The sequence below is a fragment of the Sorangium sp. So ce327 genome (genome assembly GCF_051530205.1).
GTDB classification, from domain to species: Bacteria; Myxococcota_A; Polyangia; order Polyangiales; family Polyangiaceae; genus Sorangium; species Sorangium cellulosum_B.
This window is the reverse complement of record NZ_CP150330.1, coordinates 7,466,916-7,483,421: the sequence shown is the minus strand read 5'-3', so window position 1 is coordinate 7,483,421 and position 16,506 is coordinate 7,466,916. Positions and strand designations below refer to the sequence as shown.

Below are 16,506 nucleotides of genomic sequence, written 5' to 3'. Positions count from 1 at the left end.
CGTCTGGCGGTCTCGCCCTCGCAGCGATTTCGCCCAAGGCCACAGAGCTCTGCGCGTCCTAATTCCGCTTGCGCCGTTCCTTGCGGTAATGGGAGGCATCCTGTGACCTGCCCTCATCCCTCGCGTCGGGGCGCGCTGTGCGTCCTGGCCGTGTGCGCCTTTTCCCTCGGTTGGCCGAGCGTCGTCGCGGCCGCCCCGCTCCCGCGGCTCGCGGTCCAGCGGGCGCCCGCTGCGGCCGACTGCCCGGACGCGCCGTCGCTCGCGGTCGCGGTCGAACGCGTGATGGAGAGGCGGGCTCTCGACCCGGTGAGCACCGCCGGCCCGCCCTCCGGCGCCGGCGACCCGCCGGCGAACCCGGGCGGCGCCCCTCCTGGCGACACGTCAACGAACGCTGGGAGCGCCCCTCCTGGCGACACGTCAGCGAACGGGGGCGGCGCCCTGGCGAGCTCGGGCGGGGCGACCGAGCTCGAGGTCCGCTTTCTCCACGACGGCGCCACCTACACCGCCGTCCTTCAGGCAGGTGGTCGCACCCGGCAGCTCTCGTCCGAGGTGGGGGCGTCCTGCGGCGAGCTCGTCGAGGCGGTGGCGCTGACCCTTGCCATCCTGCTCGACAGCGATCCGCCTGCGCCGGCCCCTGTCGCGCCTGCGCCCGCGCCGGCAGCGCCCGCGCCCGCTCCTGTCCCGCCCGCGGTGGCTCCTGTCGTGCCGGCGCCGCCGCGTCCTCCGCCTCGGGCGGCGCGCGGGGACGTCTCGATGGCGCTCGGCGCCGCGCAGACCGTGGGCATGCTCGATCCCTTCCGGGCGGCCGTGATCGCCGATGTCTCCCTGCGGCGCCGCGGGTGGTCGGCAGGCGTCGGCGGGGTATGGCTGCCCCCCCAGGACACCGAGCTCGCGCCGGGCGTCGTCTCCCTCGGGCTCGGCGCCGCCACGGCGCGCGGCTGCGCGACGATCGCCGGCGATCTCGACGGCCTCCGGCTCTCGGCCTGCGCGGCGGCGGTGCTGGGCGCCGTGTACGGCTCCGGCAAGGGGTTCGCCCCGGACCGGGAGTCCTCCGCGCCCTGGTTCGCCCTCGGCGGTTCGGCCGTCGCGGAAGGGACCCTCCTCGGCTCCAGCGCGCTGGGCTGGTCCGCGCGCGCGACGCTCCTCGCGCCGGTCGCGCGGGCGCGCTTCACGGTCGAGCGCCCCGCGGGCGGCGAGGCCGGCGCGCCCCTGACGCAGGACGTGGCGCTCGACCCTTCCCCGGTAGGGCTGCTCGTCGGCCTGAGCGCCCGCGTGTCGATTTTTTGATGGCGAGCCACGGGACCCGCCACGGAGGCGATGGGCATGGCGAGAAGCGGCAGGACAGGATGACCTTCGGAGAGGTCTATGCGCAGCACTTCCGGTTCGTGTGGCGGTCGCTGCGACGCCTCGGCGTGCCCGAGAGCGACGTCGCGGACGCGGTCCAGGACGTGTTCCTGGTCGTCCATCGGCGGTTGTCCGAATTCGAGGGCAGGTCGAAAATTACGACTTGGCTCTACAGCATCTGCTTTCACGCCGCCCGTGACCGGCGCAAGCTCGCGCATATGAGGCGGCGCGCTCACGACGACGAGCCGCTGCTCGACTGCGCCGATGACCGGGCCGACGTTGGCGCGGAGGCGGAGCGGCGGCAGGCGATCACGCTGCTCGAGGCGATCCTCGACGAGCTGCCCCTCGAGCAGCGCGCCGTGTTCACGCTCTTCGAGCTCGACGGGATGGGCGGCGAGGAGGTCGCCGATCTGCTCGACGTCCCGCTGGGGACCGTCTACTCGCGCCTCCGCCTCGCCCGCGATGCGTTTCGCCGCGCCGTCGCGCGCCTGAAGGCGCGCGACGAGTTTCACGTGGGCGGGCCCCGGGTCATGCGGTCGCAGCCCGTGTTGAAGGCGGCCGTCGAGGCCGCGCCGGTGCCCGAGGGGCATCCCTCGGTCGTCCTTCCGCTGCCGGAGGTGGAGCGGCAACCCGTCTGGAAGCGCGCAGGAGGGGAGCGATGAGCGATCCGGTGCGCTGGCTCGACGCCGAGGCGAACGCGCTCGAGACGGAGCGCGAGCTCCTGCGCGCAGCTCCGCCGGCGGACCCGCCCGACGGGGCGCAGGAGCGCGTGTGGGCCGCGATGGCCGCGCAGATCGGCCTCGCCGGAGCCGCCGCGCTCGGAGGGGCTCAAGGCGCCGCGGGAGGGGCGCTCCCGGTGAACGCGGGCGGCGCGGCGAGCGCGGGCGAGATCGCCGCGGCCGTGTCCGCGGGCAAGGTGGCGTCCGCTGCGGCGGGCGCCGGCGCTGCCGGCACGGCGGTCACCGGCGGCGTGACGGCGGCGGCGGGCGCGGCGGGTATCCTGAAGGCGATGCTGTTCGGCGCCGCCTGCGGGGGCCTGATCGTCGCCGGCTATGTCGTCGTGGCTCCGTCGAGCGAGGCGCCGCCGGCTCGGATCGTCGAGGCCGCGGAGGCCGTCGCGGCGCCGGTATCCGCGCCGGTTTCGCCGCAGGAGGACCGCGGGCTTGCCGCGCAGGCCGAGCCGGCACCCGCCGAGCCGCCGCCTGCCGAGCGGGCACCTGCCGAGCCGCCTCCGGTCGAGGCGCCGCTTCGATCCAGGCCGCTTCCGCCGGCCGAGGCGCCGCTGCCGAACAGGTCACCCGCGCGGACCGGCCCCCGAGCGGCCGCGACGCCCGCGAGCCCGGGCGCGCCGCTGTTGGAGCGCGCCGCGAGCGCGCCGCCCGCGGCCAGGGCGGACGTCCTCGAAGCGGCGCCCGCGCCCGAGGCTACAGGCGCGGAGCTCGGCGCGGAGGGCGCGTCCAGCCCGGGGCTCCGGGAGAGCCGGCTGCGTGAGGAGCTGACGCTCCTCGGCGACGCGCGCGCGGCGCTCCGGCGCGGCGACGCCTCCGGCGCGCTGAGGATCGCCGAGCAGGCGCGGCTCCGCTTCCCCGGCGGCGCGCTGGCGCAGGAGCGCGAGGCGCTCACCATCGAGGCGCTCTGGCAGAGCGGCGATCGCGCGGCGGCCGCGCAGCGCGCGTCGGCGTTCCTCCTCGCCTATCCGTCGAGCCCGCACGTACCCCGGCTCCGCTCCTTCACCACGCACTAGACCGAGGGGCAGAAGTCCTGCCAGGGATCTGCCTCGCGAGCCGAGAGAGAGTTCAACGCAAAGGCGCAAAGACGCAAAAAGGCACGAGGATTTGTTTTTTTTTGCGCCTTTGCGCCTTTGCGCCTTTGCGCCTTTGCGTTGAATTCTCTCTCTCTCCGGACTTCTGGTGGACGGCATTTGAACGGGGCTCTCCCGCTTCGGAGACGGACCCAGCTCTACGCTGTCGGTGCTCAGCGCACTTGAGCGCGCTTCCGTGCCGAAAACGCCGATCTGGGCCCGTCTCCTGTGCGGGAGAGCGCCGCTCTGCGATCTGCGGGGGCGATCTGGGGAGGGGCGGGCAAGGAGGGCTGTCCGCATCGTTTTGAGGCCAGGTGGTTTTTTGAAATGGGAAGCGGGGCGGGCGTCCCTTCACGTTCGGTCACTGCCGGTGTTGGACGGCGCGTCACGGCACCGCGCAAGGAGGAATTATGTCTTCGAAGCTATCGAGAACACTGTCGCCCTTTCTCGTCCTGAGCGCCGTCTCGCTCGTGGCATGTCAAGTCGAGGTCTCCCTCGGCGGGCCCGGGGGGAGCTCCAGCTCGGGGATCGGCGGCAGCGATGGTCCCGGGGGCAGCGGCGGCAGCGATGGTACCGGGGTTGGCGGCGGCGACTCCAGCACGGGCGCGGGCGGCTGGGTTCCGCCGCAGTTCACGCCGGACAAGGTCGATCTCCTCTTCGTTGTCGACAACTCCGGCTCGATGGCGGACAAGCAGGAGCTGATGCGCTTCGTGCTCGCCGACTTCGTCGACGGCATGACCAACCCGTTCTGCGTGGATCCGACCGGTGCTGCTCCCCCCTTCCAGCCCTCGAGCGGGTTGAGCGCATGCCCCGCTGGCACATTGCGCGTGCGCACTCCGGTGCAGGACATGCACATCGGCGTCATCAGCAGCAGCCTCGGCGGCCACGGGTCGGGCGCCTGCCAGGCGGCCACGTCCGCTTCGAACGTCGACATGGCCCACCTCCTCGCGCGCTCCAATGAGTCGTCGAACGAGAACGACCTGCCGACGTACCAGGACAAGGGCTTCCTCGTGTGGGACCCGACCGGAAGCCACGTCCCCGCGGGAGACTCCGATCCGGCCGCGCTCGCCGAGAAGCTCAGCGACATCGTGCAAGGGGTCGGGCAAGCTGGGTGCGGCTTCGAGGCGCCGCTGGAGAGCTTCTATCGCTTCCTCGTCGATCCCGATCCGTATGAGACGATCGGCGTGTCGTCGAGCGACGACATTGCAGTGACCGGGCTCGACACGACGCTCCTGGCGCAGCGGAAGGCCTTCCTCCGGCCGGATTCGCTCCTGCTCATCGTGATGCTCTCCGACGAGAACGACTGCTCGATCAGGGAGGAAGGCAAGAACTACCTCGTTGCCGAGACGGGACAGAACTTCAGGTTGTGGCGGCCGCGGACCGAGTGCGCCACCGACCCGAACAGTCCGTGCTGCACGTCCTGCGCACAGCAGCAGGACGGTTGCCCCGTCGATCCGGCCTGCACCGCCCCCGATGGCACCGTCGCAAGGCTCACCGCGGCGGAAGACCCGGTGAACAGCCGGTGCTGGGACCAGAAGCGCCGCTTCGGGATCGACTTCCTCTACCCGATCGAGCGGTACACCCGGGCGCTCACGGAGCGCACCGTGGTGTCGCGGAGCGGAGACATCGTGCCGAACCCGATCTTCTCGGATCTGGACCCGAGCGACGACAACACCCGGACCCGAGGGCCGCAGCACATCGTGTTCACCGGCATCGTCGGCGTGCCGTGGCAGGACCTCGCGCGCCAGAACGCGCTCGGCCAGCCCGATCTCCTGGCCGGCCTGAACCAGTTCGGCCAGCCGGTCGGCGGGCTCAAGAATGCCGCCGAGCTCGCCGATCCGCCGTCCGGCACGACCCTCAGCAGCACCTGGGAAGCACTCCTCGGCGATCCGGCGAACCACATCCCGGCCGCGGATCCGCTCATGATCGAGTCGATGGCGCCCCGCTCGGGCGTGAACCCGATCATCGGTGCCGCGACCGTCCACCCGAGCAGCGTGGGCTGGAACCCGATCAATGGCCGCGAGTACACGGTTCCGCCGGGGAGCACGGGAGATCTCCAGTACGCCTGCATCTTCCCCCTCGCCGAGGAGCGCGTTTGCGACGGTGCGGCCCAGTCGTGCGATTGCAGGCCGATCGCCGGCGTGCCGAGCGACAACCCGCTGTGCAAGCCGGAAGGCACGAACGACCCGGCGGACCCCGGGGCGCGGTCCAGCGTGCAGGACCACGCCAAGGCCTATCCCGGCCTCCGCGAGCTGCAGCTGATCCGGAGCCTCGGGGAGCGCGGGGTCGCCGGCTCGATCTGCCCGAAGCAGCTGGTCGACACCTCGTCGCCTGACTACGGCTATCGGCCGATCATGAACGCCGTGCTCGACCGGCTCTCCACCGCGCTCTGACGCGCCGGCGCCCCCATCGCCGTGGCCCGCCCAGGGGCGGCGCGCGGAATGCATGTGCCGCCCCTGGGCTCGCGGAGGAAGCGACTTCCGCGCGCTCCCGCGGATCCTCCCGTCAAGCCATTGGCACAACCGCGACTCAGCAAGACACCGCGATCGCGGTACCCGCGCCGAGGTCCGCGCGCTCCGCCCGAATTGCGTCCGCTTCCCGTGGCACCGAAGCTGCTTCATGGTGGGGTTCGGACAAACGCAACGCGGAGGTTCTGATGCGCCACAAAGGCATGGCTCTCTTGCTGATCGTGATCGGGCTCGTGGGCTGCGACAGGGGCGGCGGCGACACCGGGGAGCCGCCGGATCCGCCCGGATCAGAGACGTGCGGCGGGTTCCTCGGGACCCCTTGTCCCGACGGGCTCGCCTGCGTCGACGATCCCAGCGACGACTGCGACCCCGAGCACGGCGGCGCGGACTGTCCCGGCGTGTGCGTCGACGACCCGCCGACGACGATGTGCGGGGGATTCGCGGGTTTCCCGTGCCCCGACGGGCTCGAGTGCGTCGACGATCCGAGCGACGACTGCGACCCGGAGCGCGGCGGGGCGGATTGCGGCGGCATCTGCGTGGAACCGACGCCCAAGCCGCCGTTTTGCGGGGGGTTCGCGGGGTTCGAGTGCCCCGAGGGGCTCGAGTGCATCGACGATCCGAGCGACGACTGCGACCCGAAGCACGGCGGGGCGGACTGCGGCGGCATCTGCGTGGTGCCCGAGCCGCGGCCGCCCGCGTGCGGCGGCATCACGGCCCGCCCGTGCCCCGAGGGGCTCACCTGCATCGACGATCCGGGCGACGACTGCAGCCCGCCGATCGGCGCCGACTGCGGCGGCATCTGCGTCGCGCGCTGAGCCGGCGCGCAGCGGGTGCCGAAGGGGATGCGCCGCCCTGACGAACGGGCGCGCCCGCCGCGCGGCGGCGCTCAGTAGCGGTGCTTCCAGAGCAGGTCGAGGCTCGTCGCCGGGTTCGCGCCGGTGGCCATCGCCGCCCGCACGGACCAGTCACGGCGGAAGCGCCACTCGAGGCTCACCTCGGTGCGCGCCTGCGCGCCGGTGTTGCCGCCCCCGGACCCTGGCCCCTGTCCTTGCCCCGTCGGCCCTTCCTCGTAGCTCGCGCTCGCGGTCACCTGCTGCCCGAGCTGGTAGCCCACGGTCGTCTTCAGCCCGCCTTCTTCGGTCGTGCCGAGCTTCGTCTCGAAGTTCCGGAGCGGACCGATGCTCTGGAGGATCATGTTGATCTGCGCGGACGCCAGCTGGTTCCCCACGCCGGCCGCGACCCCGCTGGCGGCGCCGCCGCCGCCAGACCCGGGCGCCTCGGTGGACGTGCCGCCCGCCAGCGTCCCTTCCGCGTACTCCCTGCCGAGCACGAGCTCGGCGATCACCTCGTTCTCCGGGCGCGGCGGCTCCGAACGGAAGGTGATCTTGTCCTCGGTGATCGGGTTGAGCTGCCCCACATAGTCGATGTAGATGCGCGTCCCCTCCGGCGTGTCGTGGTACGCCTTCACGTTCAGGAACGGATTCGACGGATCCCCCTGCAGCGCGACCACGCCAGGCTCGATCTCGAACTCCTTGCCGAGCACCTCGAGCCTGCCCGACACGATGTTCACGTTGCCACGGATCTCGGTCTCCCCCGCGACCTTGATGCGGAGGGGGTGCGCCCGATCCCCCGACAGCGAGGCCTGCACCATGTCGCCCTCGACGCCGATCCTGCCCAGGTGGACCTCCATGGCGATCGGCGTGCCGCCCGCGCTCTCCTTCGCCTGCTCCGGCGGCTCGGCCGGCGCTCGCCGCGCCTCGTAGTCCTCCTGGCTGAGCGGGGCCGACGTCGTGATGTCCGCGTTCTCGCCGAGCGGCTGCACGCTCCGCCCGATCGTGGGCGGCAGCGTCAGATCGAGCGCAGGCACGTCGATCCGGACGGCGATCTCCTCGTCCCGCTTCTCCGCCGCGAGCGCCACCCTGCCGCGCACCTCGCCCATCGGGACGCCCTCCAGCGCGATCGGGAGGGCCCGGCCTCTCGGGATCGAGAGCTCGGCGCGGGCGTTCCTGAAGGCGAACCCTTCCATCTGGAGCGTCGCCTTCCCGCGGACCTGGCCGCTGCCTGCGTCGGCGCGGAGGTCGTCGATGCGGAGCTCGCCGGAGGGGCTCGCGGTGACGCGGAACGAGGCGTTCTCGAACGGCTGGCCGATCGTGGCCACGTGGACGAGCCCGCCCTCGAGGCGCATCTCGCCGGAGAAGCCGGCCTGCGCGCCGAGCCCGAGCCGCACCTCGCCGTCGAGCGTGCCGTCGAGCCGGTTCACCGAGCCCTGCACGAACGGCTCGAGCGCCGCCAGGCGGAAGCGCTCGACCGCGAGCGACACCGAGGCGTTCCGATCGTCGGTGAGCGTCGGGATCGCGTTCGCCTCCCACACCATGGGCGCCTCGGCCTTGGCCTCGAGCCGGCCGCCGTCGCGCCCCTCGAGCCGCACGCTGGCCACGGCCGCGGTGCGCCCCGCGCCGCCCGGCGGCGCGATGTCGAGCGACGCCTCGGCGGTCTCGTACCGCGCGTCAGGGCCGAGCGTGAGGCCGGGGAGCTGAAGGTGCGCCCTGACCTCGGGCGCGGCCTCGAACAGACCGCGCACGGAGATCTCGCCGCGCGCCTCGCCGCCGATCTGCATGTCGGCGAGGACGGGGACCTCCGCGAGCGGCAGATCCGCGATCTTCGCCTCGAGGCTGCCGTTGCTGAAGCGCCGAGCGGAAGGGGCCCCGCCGAGGAGGGCGGCGGCGTCCGCGCCCAGCTTCGCCTTCGCCGTCATGTACGTGAGCGGGCCGCGGAACGCGTACGCGTCGAGCGCGGCGTCGCGCCCGTCATAGACGAGCAGCGTGTCGACCCGGAGCTTGCCGAGGAGCGAGGGGCCCGCGGTGCCGCTCACGTTCGCCGCCGTCGCGCGGGCCACGAGCCGGGGCTCGGCGAGCTTCCCCGCGAAGTACACGTCGAGCCCCGCGGAGCCGGAGAGCACCGGCGTCCGCTTCCCGAAGGCGGCCAGCTCGGTGAGATCGTTGAGCCGGCGGCGCGGCACGCGGAGGTGCGCGGCGATCGACGTCCGCGGCAGCGCCGCGGCCGGATCGGCGAGGAGCGCCGGCAGATCGGCGTCGAGCGCGGCCGAGAGCTCCGCCACGAGCTGGCGATCGAACACCGACAGCGTGACGTGGGCGTCGCCGGTCTTCGCGTCGAGATCCCCCGCGAGCCGCGCGTCGAGCTTCCTCGACACCCACGCCGGCGCGCCCGTCTGCGCGTCGATCGGCCCGGCCGCGCGCAGGCCCTCCGTCCGGACAAGGAGGCTCCGCACCGACGGGAGCCGCTCTCCCGCCTCGCGCGCCACCGCGAGGCGCGCGGTGAGCCGGCCCGAGAGCTCGCTCAGCGCGAGCTGGACCGGCGACGCCTGCGCCAGGCACCCGAGCTGCCACGCGTCGGCGTCCATGCGGGCCGAGCCGGTGACGGTCTGCCAGGTGCGCGCCGAGAGGAGCGGCCCGCGCAGCCTCGCCGCGCTCCCGTCGACCAGCACGCGCGCGATGGCGCCGTGGCACACCGGCGGGGGGGGCGCCTTCTGCTGCGACGCCGTGTCGAAGGCGGTGGTCAACGTCTGCTCGGGCGTCGCGCCCCGGCGCTGGGCCTCCTGCGCCTGCGCGGGCGGCGGCTCGGGCGGCGCGAGCAGCCGGACAAGGCCGTCCGCCTTCAGCGCCTCCCCGTCGAGGCGCGCCGTCACGTTCATCGAGAGCCGCGGCGCCACGCCCGGGACCGAGCCGTCCTCGAGCTCGATCTGGACGCGCCCCGCGCGGCGCGCCCCCCGGCCGTGCACCGACACGTCGAGGTTGGCGAGGCCTCCTATCCCGAGCGGCGCGCCGGTGATGTCGGCGACGCGCGCGAGGTCGATCGCGGTGCCCCGGAGGTCTCCTTCGATCTCGTCCCCGGCGAGCGAGAGGCTCCCCTCGAGCTCCCCCACGCCGTCGCCGCGCAGCGCGAGCCCGCGGAGGGCGATCCCGCGGTCCCACGCGACGCGGGCGGCTTGCGCGGTCACCTCGTCGTCCCCGCGCGCCACCTCGACGCGGAGCTGCCGCGCCTCGCTCCGCGGCAGATCGAGGTGGGCGGAGGCCGTGATCCGGCGCTCCGCGCTGGCCAGCGACACGCGGACGTGCGGCGCCGTGACGGGCCCCGCGGCGCTCGCCGCCACGCTGCGGAACGCGTACTGCTGGGCGCGGAGGTCGGCTCCGCGGAACACGCCGTCGATCGTGAGCTTGTCGAGCGGCCCCCTGGCCTTGGCCCGGACCTCGCCGCGCCCGAGCTGCAGATCGGACCCGACGCGGAGCCCGGCGACGCGCACGGTCGCCTTGGCGTCGAGCGCGTCGTCCCTGAGCGCTCCCTCGACGTGGAGCGCGGCGCTGCCGTGGATGCCGCGCGGGACGTGCTGCACCGCGCCGAGCGACGGGATCTCGCTCTGCGCCTCGAACTCGAGCACCCCGTCCTTCGAGCGGGCGACGCTGGCCTCGATGGGCGCGCCGGGCTCGTGGATCGTCGCCGCGGCCCGCAGCGCGCCGCGCTCGAGCGTCGCGCGCGCCTCCGTCGCCGGCACGCGCTGCCCTGCGACGACGAACGGCTCCGTCCTGGCCTCGGCGACGATGCGCGGCCCGCCCTCCTCGTCGAGGTGGATCTCCCCTCGGGCCTCCGCGCTCACCCGCGCGGCGGGCGCCGCCCCGACGAAGGCGCGCGGGTCGAGCTCCGAGATCCGCACCTCGGCCGTGATGCGCTTCGGATCGAGCGCGTCGAGCCGGGCGCTGGCGGTGACCTCGCCGGTCACGGCGTCGCCCGCGACGAGCGGATCGAGGACCGCGACGCGCGCCGTGACGGTCAGGTCCGAGAGCGCTCCGTCGGCCGTGACCAGCACCGAGAGCGGCCGGGCGAGCGGCGCGCTCGGATCGATCGCGAGGGCTGCCTCGGGCGTCACGCGCGCGGACGAGACCCGCGCCGTGAGGCGCTCGTCCTTCAGGGTCCCCTCGGCCGTGAGCGGGATCGCGCCGACGCTCCCTTCGAGCTTCGCGGTGAGCTCCATCGGCGCGTCCGTCGGCACGTTGACGCTCCCGGAGATGCTGGTCGCCTCGACCGGGACCGGCAGCAGGCGCCGCTCCGTGATGCGCACGCGCTCGAGCGCGTACCGGCTCCGGTCCGCGACGATGACGCCGCCGGCGAGGTCCTCGATCGTGGCGTCGATGGGGCTCCCTGGCGCGACGGTGCCGTGGACCGCCGCGCGATCGAGCACGACCCGCGACAGCTCGAGGCGGAGCGGCCGCGCAGGCTCGGCGGGCGGCTCCGAAGGCGGCTTCGGCGTGAAATCCTCGGCCAGGGTGAGCGCGCCTTGCTCGTCCTGCTCGAGCAAGATGTCCGCGTCCGCGACCCGGACGAGCGGGATCGTGACGGCGAGGTCCCCGTCACCGAGGAGCAGCTCCGTCGCGATCGAGAGCGCGTTGAACTCGGCGTGGACGCCGCTGACGCGCAGGTGCTCGGTTCCGTTCGGGTGGCTCACCGTCACCCTGGAGATGTCGGCGGTGAAGAGGCCGAGGCGGTCGATGTGCTCGATCTCGATCCGTCCCTCGAGGCTGGACCTCAGGGTGTCATTGACGAGCTGCCTTGTCAGGTTGCGGGTCGACGGGGCGTTCAGGTGAACGACCGCGCCGACCGCACTCGCAGCGACGAAGACACCGCCCAGGCCGATCACGCTGGCCGACACGGCGGCCGCGCGGGCCAGCGCCCGGCGAAAGCGGCCTTGCCGGCGCGGGACGCCGGTGCCGGGCGCGGGAGGGACGGCGGGAGTCTCTGGCATATCGCCTAGGGACCGCTCCGGGCGCGCGGAAAATCGTGGCCGGGGACCTCGTGAGGCGGCGGCGCCGGAATCTCCTGCGTGTGCGCGGGCGCAGGCACCTCGGGCTGGTGCCTCGTCCCCGGATCTCCTCCGGGCTGCGCCGTCCCCGGGAGCTGGATCTCACGGTCCGGAGACGTGCGGCCGGGCGAGTCAGGGTTGGCCGGCGGTTCGCCGGGGGGGCTCGCCGCAGGCTGCGGCGCGCCGGGCTTCCAGGGATCACCGTTCGGCGCGCTGTTCGGCGCGCTGTTCAACGTGCTGTCCAACGTGCTGTTCAACGTACCGTTCCTCTCACCGTTCCGCGGTTGCGACGCGTTCTTCATGGCCTCCACCCTGTCTCCGGATCATGCCGGCATGCGGCGCCCGAGCGCGAGCGAAATCACGGCGAGCACCAGGAACGCGACGAACAGGATCTTCGCGATCGACGCGGCGCTGGCGGCGATCCCGCCGAAGCCGAAGATTGCGGCGATGATCGCGATGATGAAGAAGGTGACAGTCCAGCCGAGCATGATGTCCTCCAAGGGGGGTCAGGGGTCGATCCGTTGTTTCGTGGAGACGACCTCAACGTGGTTCCTGATGGCGGCTGTTCGCCGCGGTTCCTTGCTGTTCCCTGCTGCTCCCTGGCTACTGCAGTCCCCGTGCCGGCCGGCGGCAGAGGCTGTCGGCCGGCGCGTTCTCGGCGGCGCGAGGGGGCTAGCGCCGAGATCGGCCCAGCCGCTTCCGTCCGGGCACGCGTGCTGCGCTTCACGTCTGGGGCAAGATGCCTCGATCGTGACAGGGTGACCTGCGCGTGGGCGGAGCGCGGAACAGGGGCGTCGGGCGAGCGCGCGCCCCTGCGCCGCGCTGCTCCGTGCCGACGGCGCCTGCACGGAGGCTCCACGCGGACGCCCTGCAACTTCCCGGAACGGGCGACTCTGGACGGGCTATAAGGACCCGGCCATGCCGAAATCGAAGGTCGCTGTGATCCGCACGTCGCCTGCGACGGTGCTCTCGGACTACCACCGGCTGATGAACCTGGCCGGTTACCAGGACGTGGTCGCCAAGGACGCCGACACGGCGCTCAAGGTGAACATCTCCTGGCACTTCTTCTACCCGAGCTCATCCACGACGCCCTGGCAGCTCGAGGGGGTCATCCGGGCGATGACGCAGGACGGGTACTCGAAGGACCTGATCCACGCCTGCCACAACCGCACGGTCGTCATCGACGCCCACCTCGGAGAGCGCGAGAACAAGCAGATCGACGTCGTGCAGGCGCACGGCCTGCGCAACGTCCACCTCTACGAAGGGGAGGAGTGGATCCCGATCGGGGACGCGGTCGGCGATCTGCGGAAGAAGTTCCTCTGTCTGAACGAGGTGTACCCGAAGGGGTTCTCGATCCCGAAGCGCTTCATCGGGGAGAACATCATCCACCTGCCGACGGTGAAGACGCATATCTTCACGACGACGACGGGCGCGATGAAGAACGCGTTCGGCGGCCTCCTGAACGAGCACCGGCACTGGACGCACCCGGTGATCCACGAGACGCTCGTGGATCTCCTGATGATCCAGAAGAAGATCCACCGCGGGGTCTTCGCGGTGATGGACGGGACGTTCGCGGGCGACGGCCCGGGGCCGCGCTGCATGGTGCCGCACGTGAAGAACGTGCTGCTCGCGTCCTCGGACCAGGTGGCGATCGACGCCGTGGCGGCGAAGCTGATGGGGTTCGACCCGCTGCGCGATCTCAAGTTCGTGCGGCTGGCGCACGACCTCGGCCTCGGGACGGGCGACGTGCGCGACATCGAGCTCGTGGGCGACGTGGACGCGGCGAACGAGCAGTGGAACTTCGATGGACCGTTCAAGGAGATGACGTTCGCCTCGCGCAACCAGCACCGCATCTACTGGGGTCCCCTGAAGAAGCCGATCGAGTGGTCGCTCAAGACGTGGCTCGCCCCTTGGGCCTACGTGGCGTCGGTCACGTATCACGACATGTTCTGGTACCCGCGCTACGCGAAGGAGAAGATGGCCCCCGTGCTGGAGAGCCCGTGGGGGCGCCTCTTCGCGAACTGGGGCAAGGTGCAGCCCGACGCGGCGGGGCAGGGCTACCCGGAGGTCGGCGAGGCGAGCCACGAGCTCGTCCGGAGCGGGGTGAAGCACTTCCTGGAGGGCATGCGCCTCGTGGGGATGGCGGTCGCGGAGTCGCCGGAGATCATGGTCCGCAAGCGGGCGCGCGCGCAGGCGGCCGGCGGAGGCGGGGCGGCGGCTGTGTAGCCCTGGGGCGGCGGCTCCGCCGGCCGAGCGCCGCGCGGAGCCGCTCAACCGCCCGTGGGCCGAGCGAAGACCTTGAGGTAGAGCTCGTCTACCGCCAGATCGCAGCCGATCGACGCAATCTGGAGCCGCTCGCCCGCCCCGAGCACGCGGAGCAGCCATGTGCCGTCCGGCTGGCGGCGGAAGTGCTCGACCTCCACCTGCTTCTGGGACAGCAGGACGTAATCGGCGATCGATGGAATGCCTCGATACAGGGCGAATTTGCCGCCGCGGTCGTAGCTCTCGGAGGAGTCGGAGAGCACCTCGAAGACGGCTGTGGGGTTGAGCAGGGTGTCGCGGTGCTCGTCCTCGAACAAGGGCTGGCCGCAGACGACCGAGGCGTCCGGGTAGACGTAGCGGCCCGTCGTCACGTTCTTGATCCGCAGATCGGACGCGTGCGCCTCGCAGGGACGCGCTCTCAGCGAACTGCGGAGCTCACCCACCACGTTGGAGGCGATGAGGCTGTGCTCGCGCGTGCCGCCCGACATCGCGAACACCTCGCCGTCAGCGTACTCGTGCTTCACCTCGGAGGAGCGCTCGAGCGCGAGGTACTCCTCCGGCGACAGCTTCGCCTGGGGCGCCTTCTGGGCCATGCCGGATTCTACCATGCTCGCCCGAGCGCACGCGGCCGGCGGGGAGACGGGGCGGCGGCGGCATAGCCGCGGGTGGGGCGCCCCAGGAGCGCCCCCTGGCCGAGGCTCAGCGTGCCGCGCTGGTCGCGTGCGACGGCCGTCGCCCCGACGTCACGGCCGGCGCGGCGCCCGCGACGAACCTGACGCGCACCGGCCTCGGCCGGAGCGGCGGCAGCGACCGGGCGAGCCGCTCGTAGGCGTCGCGCCCCACGCGCCGCTCCTCGTGGACGAGCGTCGCCCAGATCTCCGCCTCGCGCGCCTCCGCGTGCTCGGCGGCGCGCGGATCGAAGCGCAGCCCGCGCTCGATGGTGCTGGCTCCCGGGATGCTGTCGTCGGGGCGGCGCGCCGCGCGATCGCGGAAGACGCCGGGGCCGAAGCGGTCGTACTGGAGGATCGTGTGCGCGGTCGACACGGCGCCGGCCCACGGATAGCTGCGCAACGTCCAGCCGCGCGACAGGTCGGAGAGCCGCGCGTCGACGTCGGCGCGCTCGGCGTCGGTCTTCCACGGCTCCCGCGGGACGAAGAACAGGCCGAGCCCGAGCTCGTCGCCCTCGAGGGCGAACACCTCGTCGATCCCGAAGCGCTCCGGGGTCTGCGCGACGAGCGAGCCGTGCGTCAGCCCGAACTCGCCGACGATGTAGACAGCGAGCGCCTCCCGCCGCGCGCGCAGGAAGTCGAGCGTCTCGACGGCCTCGGCGTGCGTCTCGGTGGGGAAGTCCGTGAAGCACATCGCCTCGGCGGCCACGCCCGCGGACGCGAGGTGGTCGATGACGTCGGAGACGACCTCGACGGGCGCGCCCTTGTCGATGAGGCCGAGGACGCGCGGCGACCCCGACTCGACGCCGAGCGCGCACGCGACGGCGCCCGCGCGGCGCAGCACGTCCGCGCGCTCCCTGGTCAGGTACTTCTCCGGCTTGAGATCGGTGGCCCATCGCACGTCGAGGCCGGCGTCGAGGATCGCCTGCGCCATCTTCACGAGCGTCTTCGGCGCGACCGAGTCCTGCGACAGATAGAAGTGGCGTGTGCCGTGCCGCGCGCCGAGGGCCGCGAGGTGCGCCACGATGCTCTCGACGGCGCGCTCGCGGTAGGCCGCCGTGCCGACCTCCGCGAGCCCGTAATGGCAGAAGGTGCATTTGCCCCAGTAGCAGCCCCGCGTCGGGTCGTACGGGAGCACGAGCGCCGGCGCGAGGTACGCATCGAGGGGGAGCCCATCGAAGTCGGGCGCGGGGAGCGCCTTCAGGTCCTCCATGCCGTGACCGGGCGTCCAGCGCGCGCCCATCAGGCGATCGCGCGCGACGACGTTCGGCACGTCCCGGAGCGGCCGGCCCTCGTCGAGCGCGCGCGCGAGCCCGAGGAGGGTGTGCTCGCCCTCGAACAGGCACGCCGAGTCGAACGGGCCGAGCGCGCGCGCGAGCCGCTCTCCCGACAGCCGGAGGAGCAGCTGCGTGACGCCGGGGCCGCCGCACGTGACGTGCGCGCCGGGCAGCGCCTCCTTGATCTTGTGCGCGAACGCGTATGCCGGCTGGAGCTGGCCCGGGAAGCACACGGAGAGGCCCACGATGTCGGCGCGCGCGTCGCGGAGCCGGGGCACGAGCGTCTGCTGCACCCAGGCGTCGAAGGGGTCGTGCTCCGGCCGGCTCGACCGGGCGATCTCGTCCATCGACGTGAGGCCGAACGGCGTGCGGTACGCCGTGAAGTCGAGCTTGAGCGGGTGGTGCGTGGCGGACACGACGCCGAGCGCCGCGTCGAGCGTCGCGACCGCGCGGGCGTAGGCGTCCGTATCGTAGAAGGCGTCAGGGGAGCGGAGCGTGGCCTTGGCGAGATCCACCGCCTCCGGGACGGCGTGCGCGTCGCCGCGCGCGCGGGCGAGGGCGAGGTACTCGAGCTGATCGGCGTGCGGGAGCGAGGCGCGGCGGTCGAGCTCGCCGAGGCGCGCCTCCAGGCGGTCGCGGAGGTCGGCCATGCGCTGCGCCGTGAGGAGCGCGTCGAAGGCCTCGACGTTTGCGTCGATGGGCAGGACCTCCACGCCGTTCGTACGGAGGAAGCCGGTCAGCATCGGCACCGCGAGGTACGGGGCCGTGGGATCGCAGGTCGGCGGGTAAACGAGCGCGATGCGCATCGGGGCGG

The 16,506-nt window shown here is 72.9% G+C and carries 11 protein-coding genes; 6 read left to right on the top strand and 5 right to left on the bottom strand.

All coding sequences use genetic code 11. The features are described 5' to 3' along the window. Window positions 1-102: 102 nt before the first annotated feature. The 5 genes from WME95_RS28030 (at window position 103) to WME95_RS28010 (ending at window position 6,428) form a co-directional block, all read left to right on the top strand. Window positions 103-1,287 carry a hypothetical protein gene (locus WME95_RS28030; RefSeq protein ID WP_437902430.1) on the top strand — a complete coding sequence of 395 codons (1,185 nt, stop codon included), beginning with the start codon at window positions 103-105 and terminating at the stop codon, window positions 1,285-1,287. A 59-nt stretch (window positions 1,288-1,346) separates the two neighbouring features. Then, window positions 1,347-2,006 carry an RNA polymerase sigma factor gene (locus tag WME95_RS28025; RefSeq protein WP_437541511.1) on the top strand — a complete coding sequence of 220 codons (660 nt, stop codon included), beginning with the start codon at window positions 1,347-1,349 and terminating at the stop codon, window positions 2,004-2,006. Beyond that, a complete protein-coding gene (locus WME95_RS28020) occupies window positions 2,003-3,088 on the top strand; it encodes a hypothetical protein (protein ID WP_437902429.1) in 1,086 nt (361 codons plus the stop codon). Before WME95_RS28025 ends, WME95_RS28020 begins: the two co-directional genes overlap by 4 nt. 467 nt (window positions 3,089-3,555) lie before the next feature. Then, window positions 3,556-5,538: a hypothetical protein gene (locus tag WME95_RS28015; protein ID WP_437902428.1), complete on the top strand. Its 1,983-nt coding sequence runs from the start codon at window positions 3,556-3,558 to the stop codon at window positions 5,536-5,538. 278 nt (window positions 5,539-5,816) lie between these two features. After that, entirely contained in the window at window positions 5,817-6,428 is a 612-nt protein-coding gene (locus WME95_RS28010) for a hypothetical protein (RefSeq protein WP_437902427.1), read from the top strand. A 71-nt stretch (window positions 6,429-6,499) separates the two neighbouring features. Here WME95_RS28010 and WME95_RS28005 read toward each other — a convergent pair whose 3' ends face one another. From WME95_RS28005 to WME95_RS27995, 3 genes are all read right to left on the bottom strand, one after another. After that, window positions 6,500-11,428, bottom strand: a complete 4,929-nt coding sequence (locus tag WME95_RS28005) for a translocation/assembly module TamB domain-containing protein (protein WP_437902426.1) — start codon at window positions 11,426-11,428, stop codon at window positions 6,500-6,502. 5 nt (window positions 11,429-11,433) lie between these two features. Further along, window positions 11,434-11,742 (bottom strand): hypothetical protein, encoded by a 309-nt coding sequence (locus tag WME95_RS28000; protein WP_437902425.1) that lies wholly within the window; start codon window positions 11,740-11,742, stop codon window positions 11,434-11,436. 66 nt (window positions 11,743-11,808) lie between these two features. After that, window positions 11,809-11,973 carry a DUF1328 family protein gene (locus WME95_RS27995; protein WP_012237660.1) on the bottom strand — a complete coding sequence of 55 codons (165 nt, stop codon included), beginning with the start codon at window positions 11,971-11,973 and terminating at the stop codon, window positions 11,809-11,811. Window positions 11,974-12,403: 430 nt separating this feature from the next. Between WME95_RS27995 and WME95_RS27990 the strand changes: the two genes are divergently transcribed. Continuing rightward, on the top strand, window positions 12,404-13,711 hold the full coding sequence (locus tag WME95_RS27990; protein ID WP_437520870.1) for a DUF362 domain-containing protein: 1,308 nt from the start codon (window positions 12,404-12,406) through the stop codon (window positions 13,709-13,711). Between the two features lie 44 nt (window positions 13,712-13,755). Here WME95_RS27990 and WME95_RS27985 read toward each other — a convergent pair whose 3' ends face one another. Then, window positions 13,756-14,340, bottom strand: coding sequence for a Uma2 family endonuclease (locus WME95_RS27985; protein WP_437902424.1), 585 nt, complete (start codon window positions 14,338-14,340; stop codon window positions 13,756-13,758). Window positions 14,341-14,446: 106 nt separating this feature from the next. Beyond that, window positions 14,447-16,498 (bottom strand): B12-binding domain-containing radical SAM protein, encoded by a 2,052-nt coding sequence (locus tag WME95_RS27980; protein WP_437902423.1) that lies wholly within the window; start codon window positions 16,496-16,498, stop codon window positions 14,447-14,449. Between the last annotated feature and the right edge of the window lie 8 nt (window positions 16,499-16,506).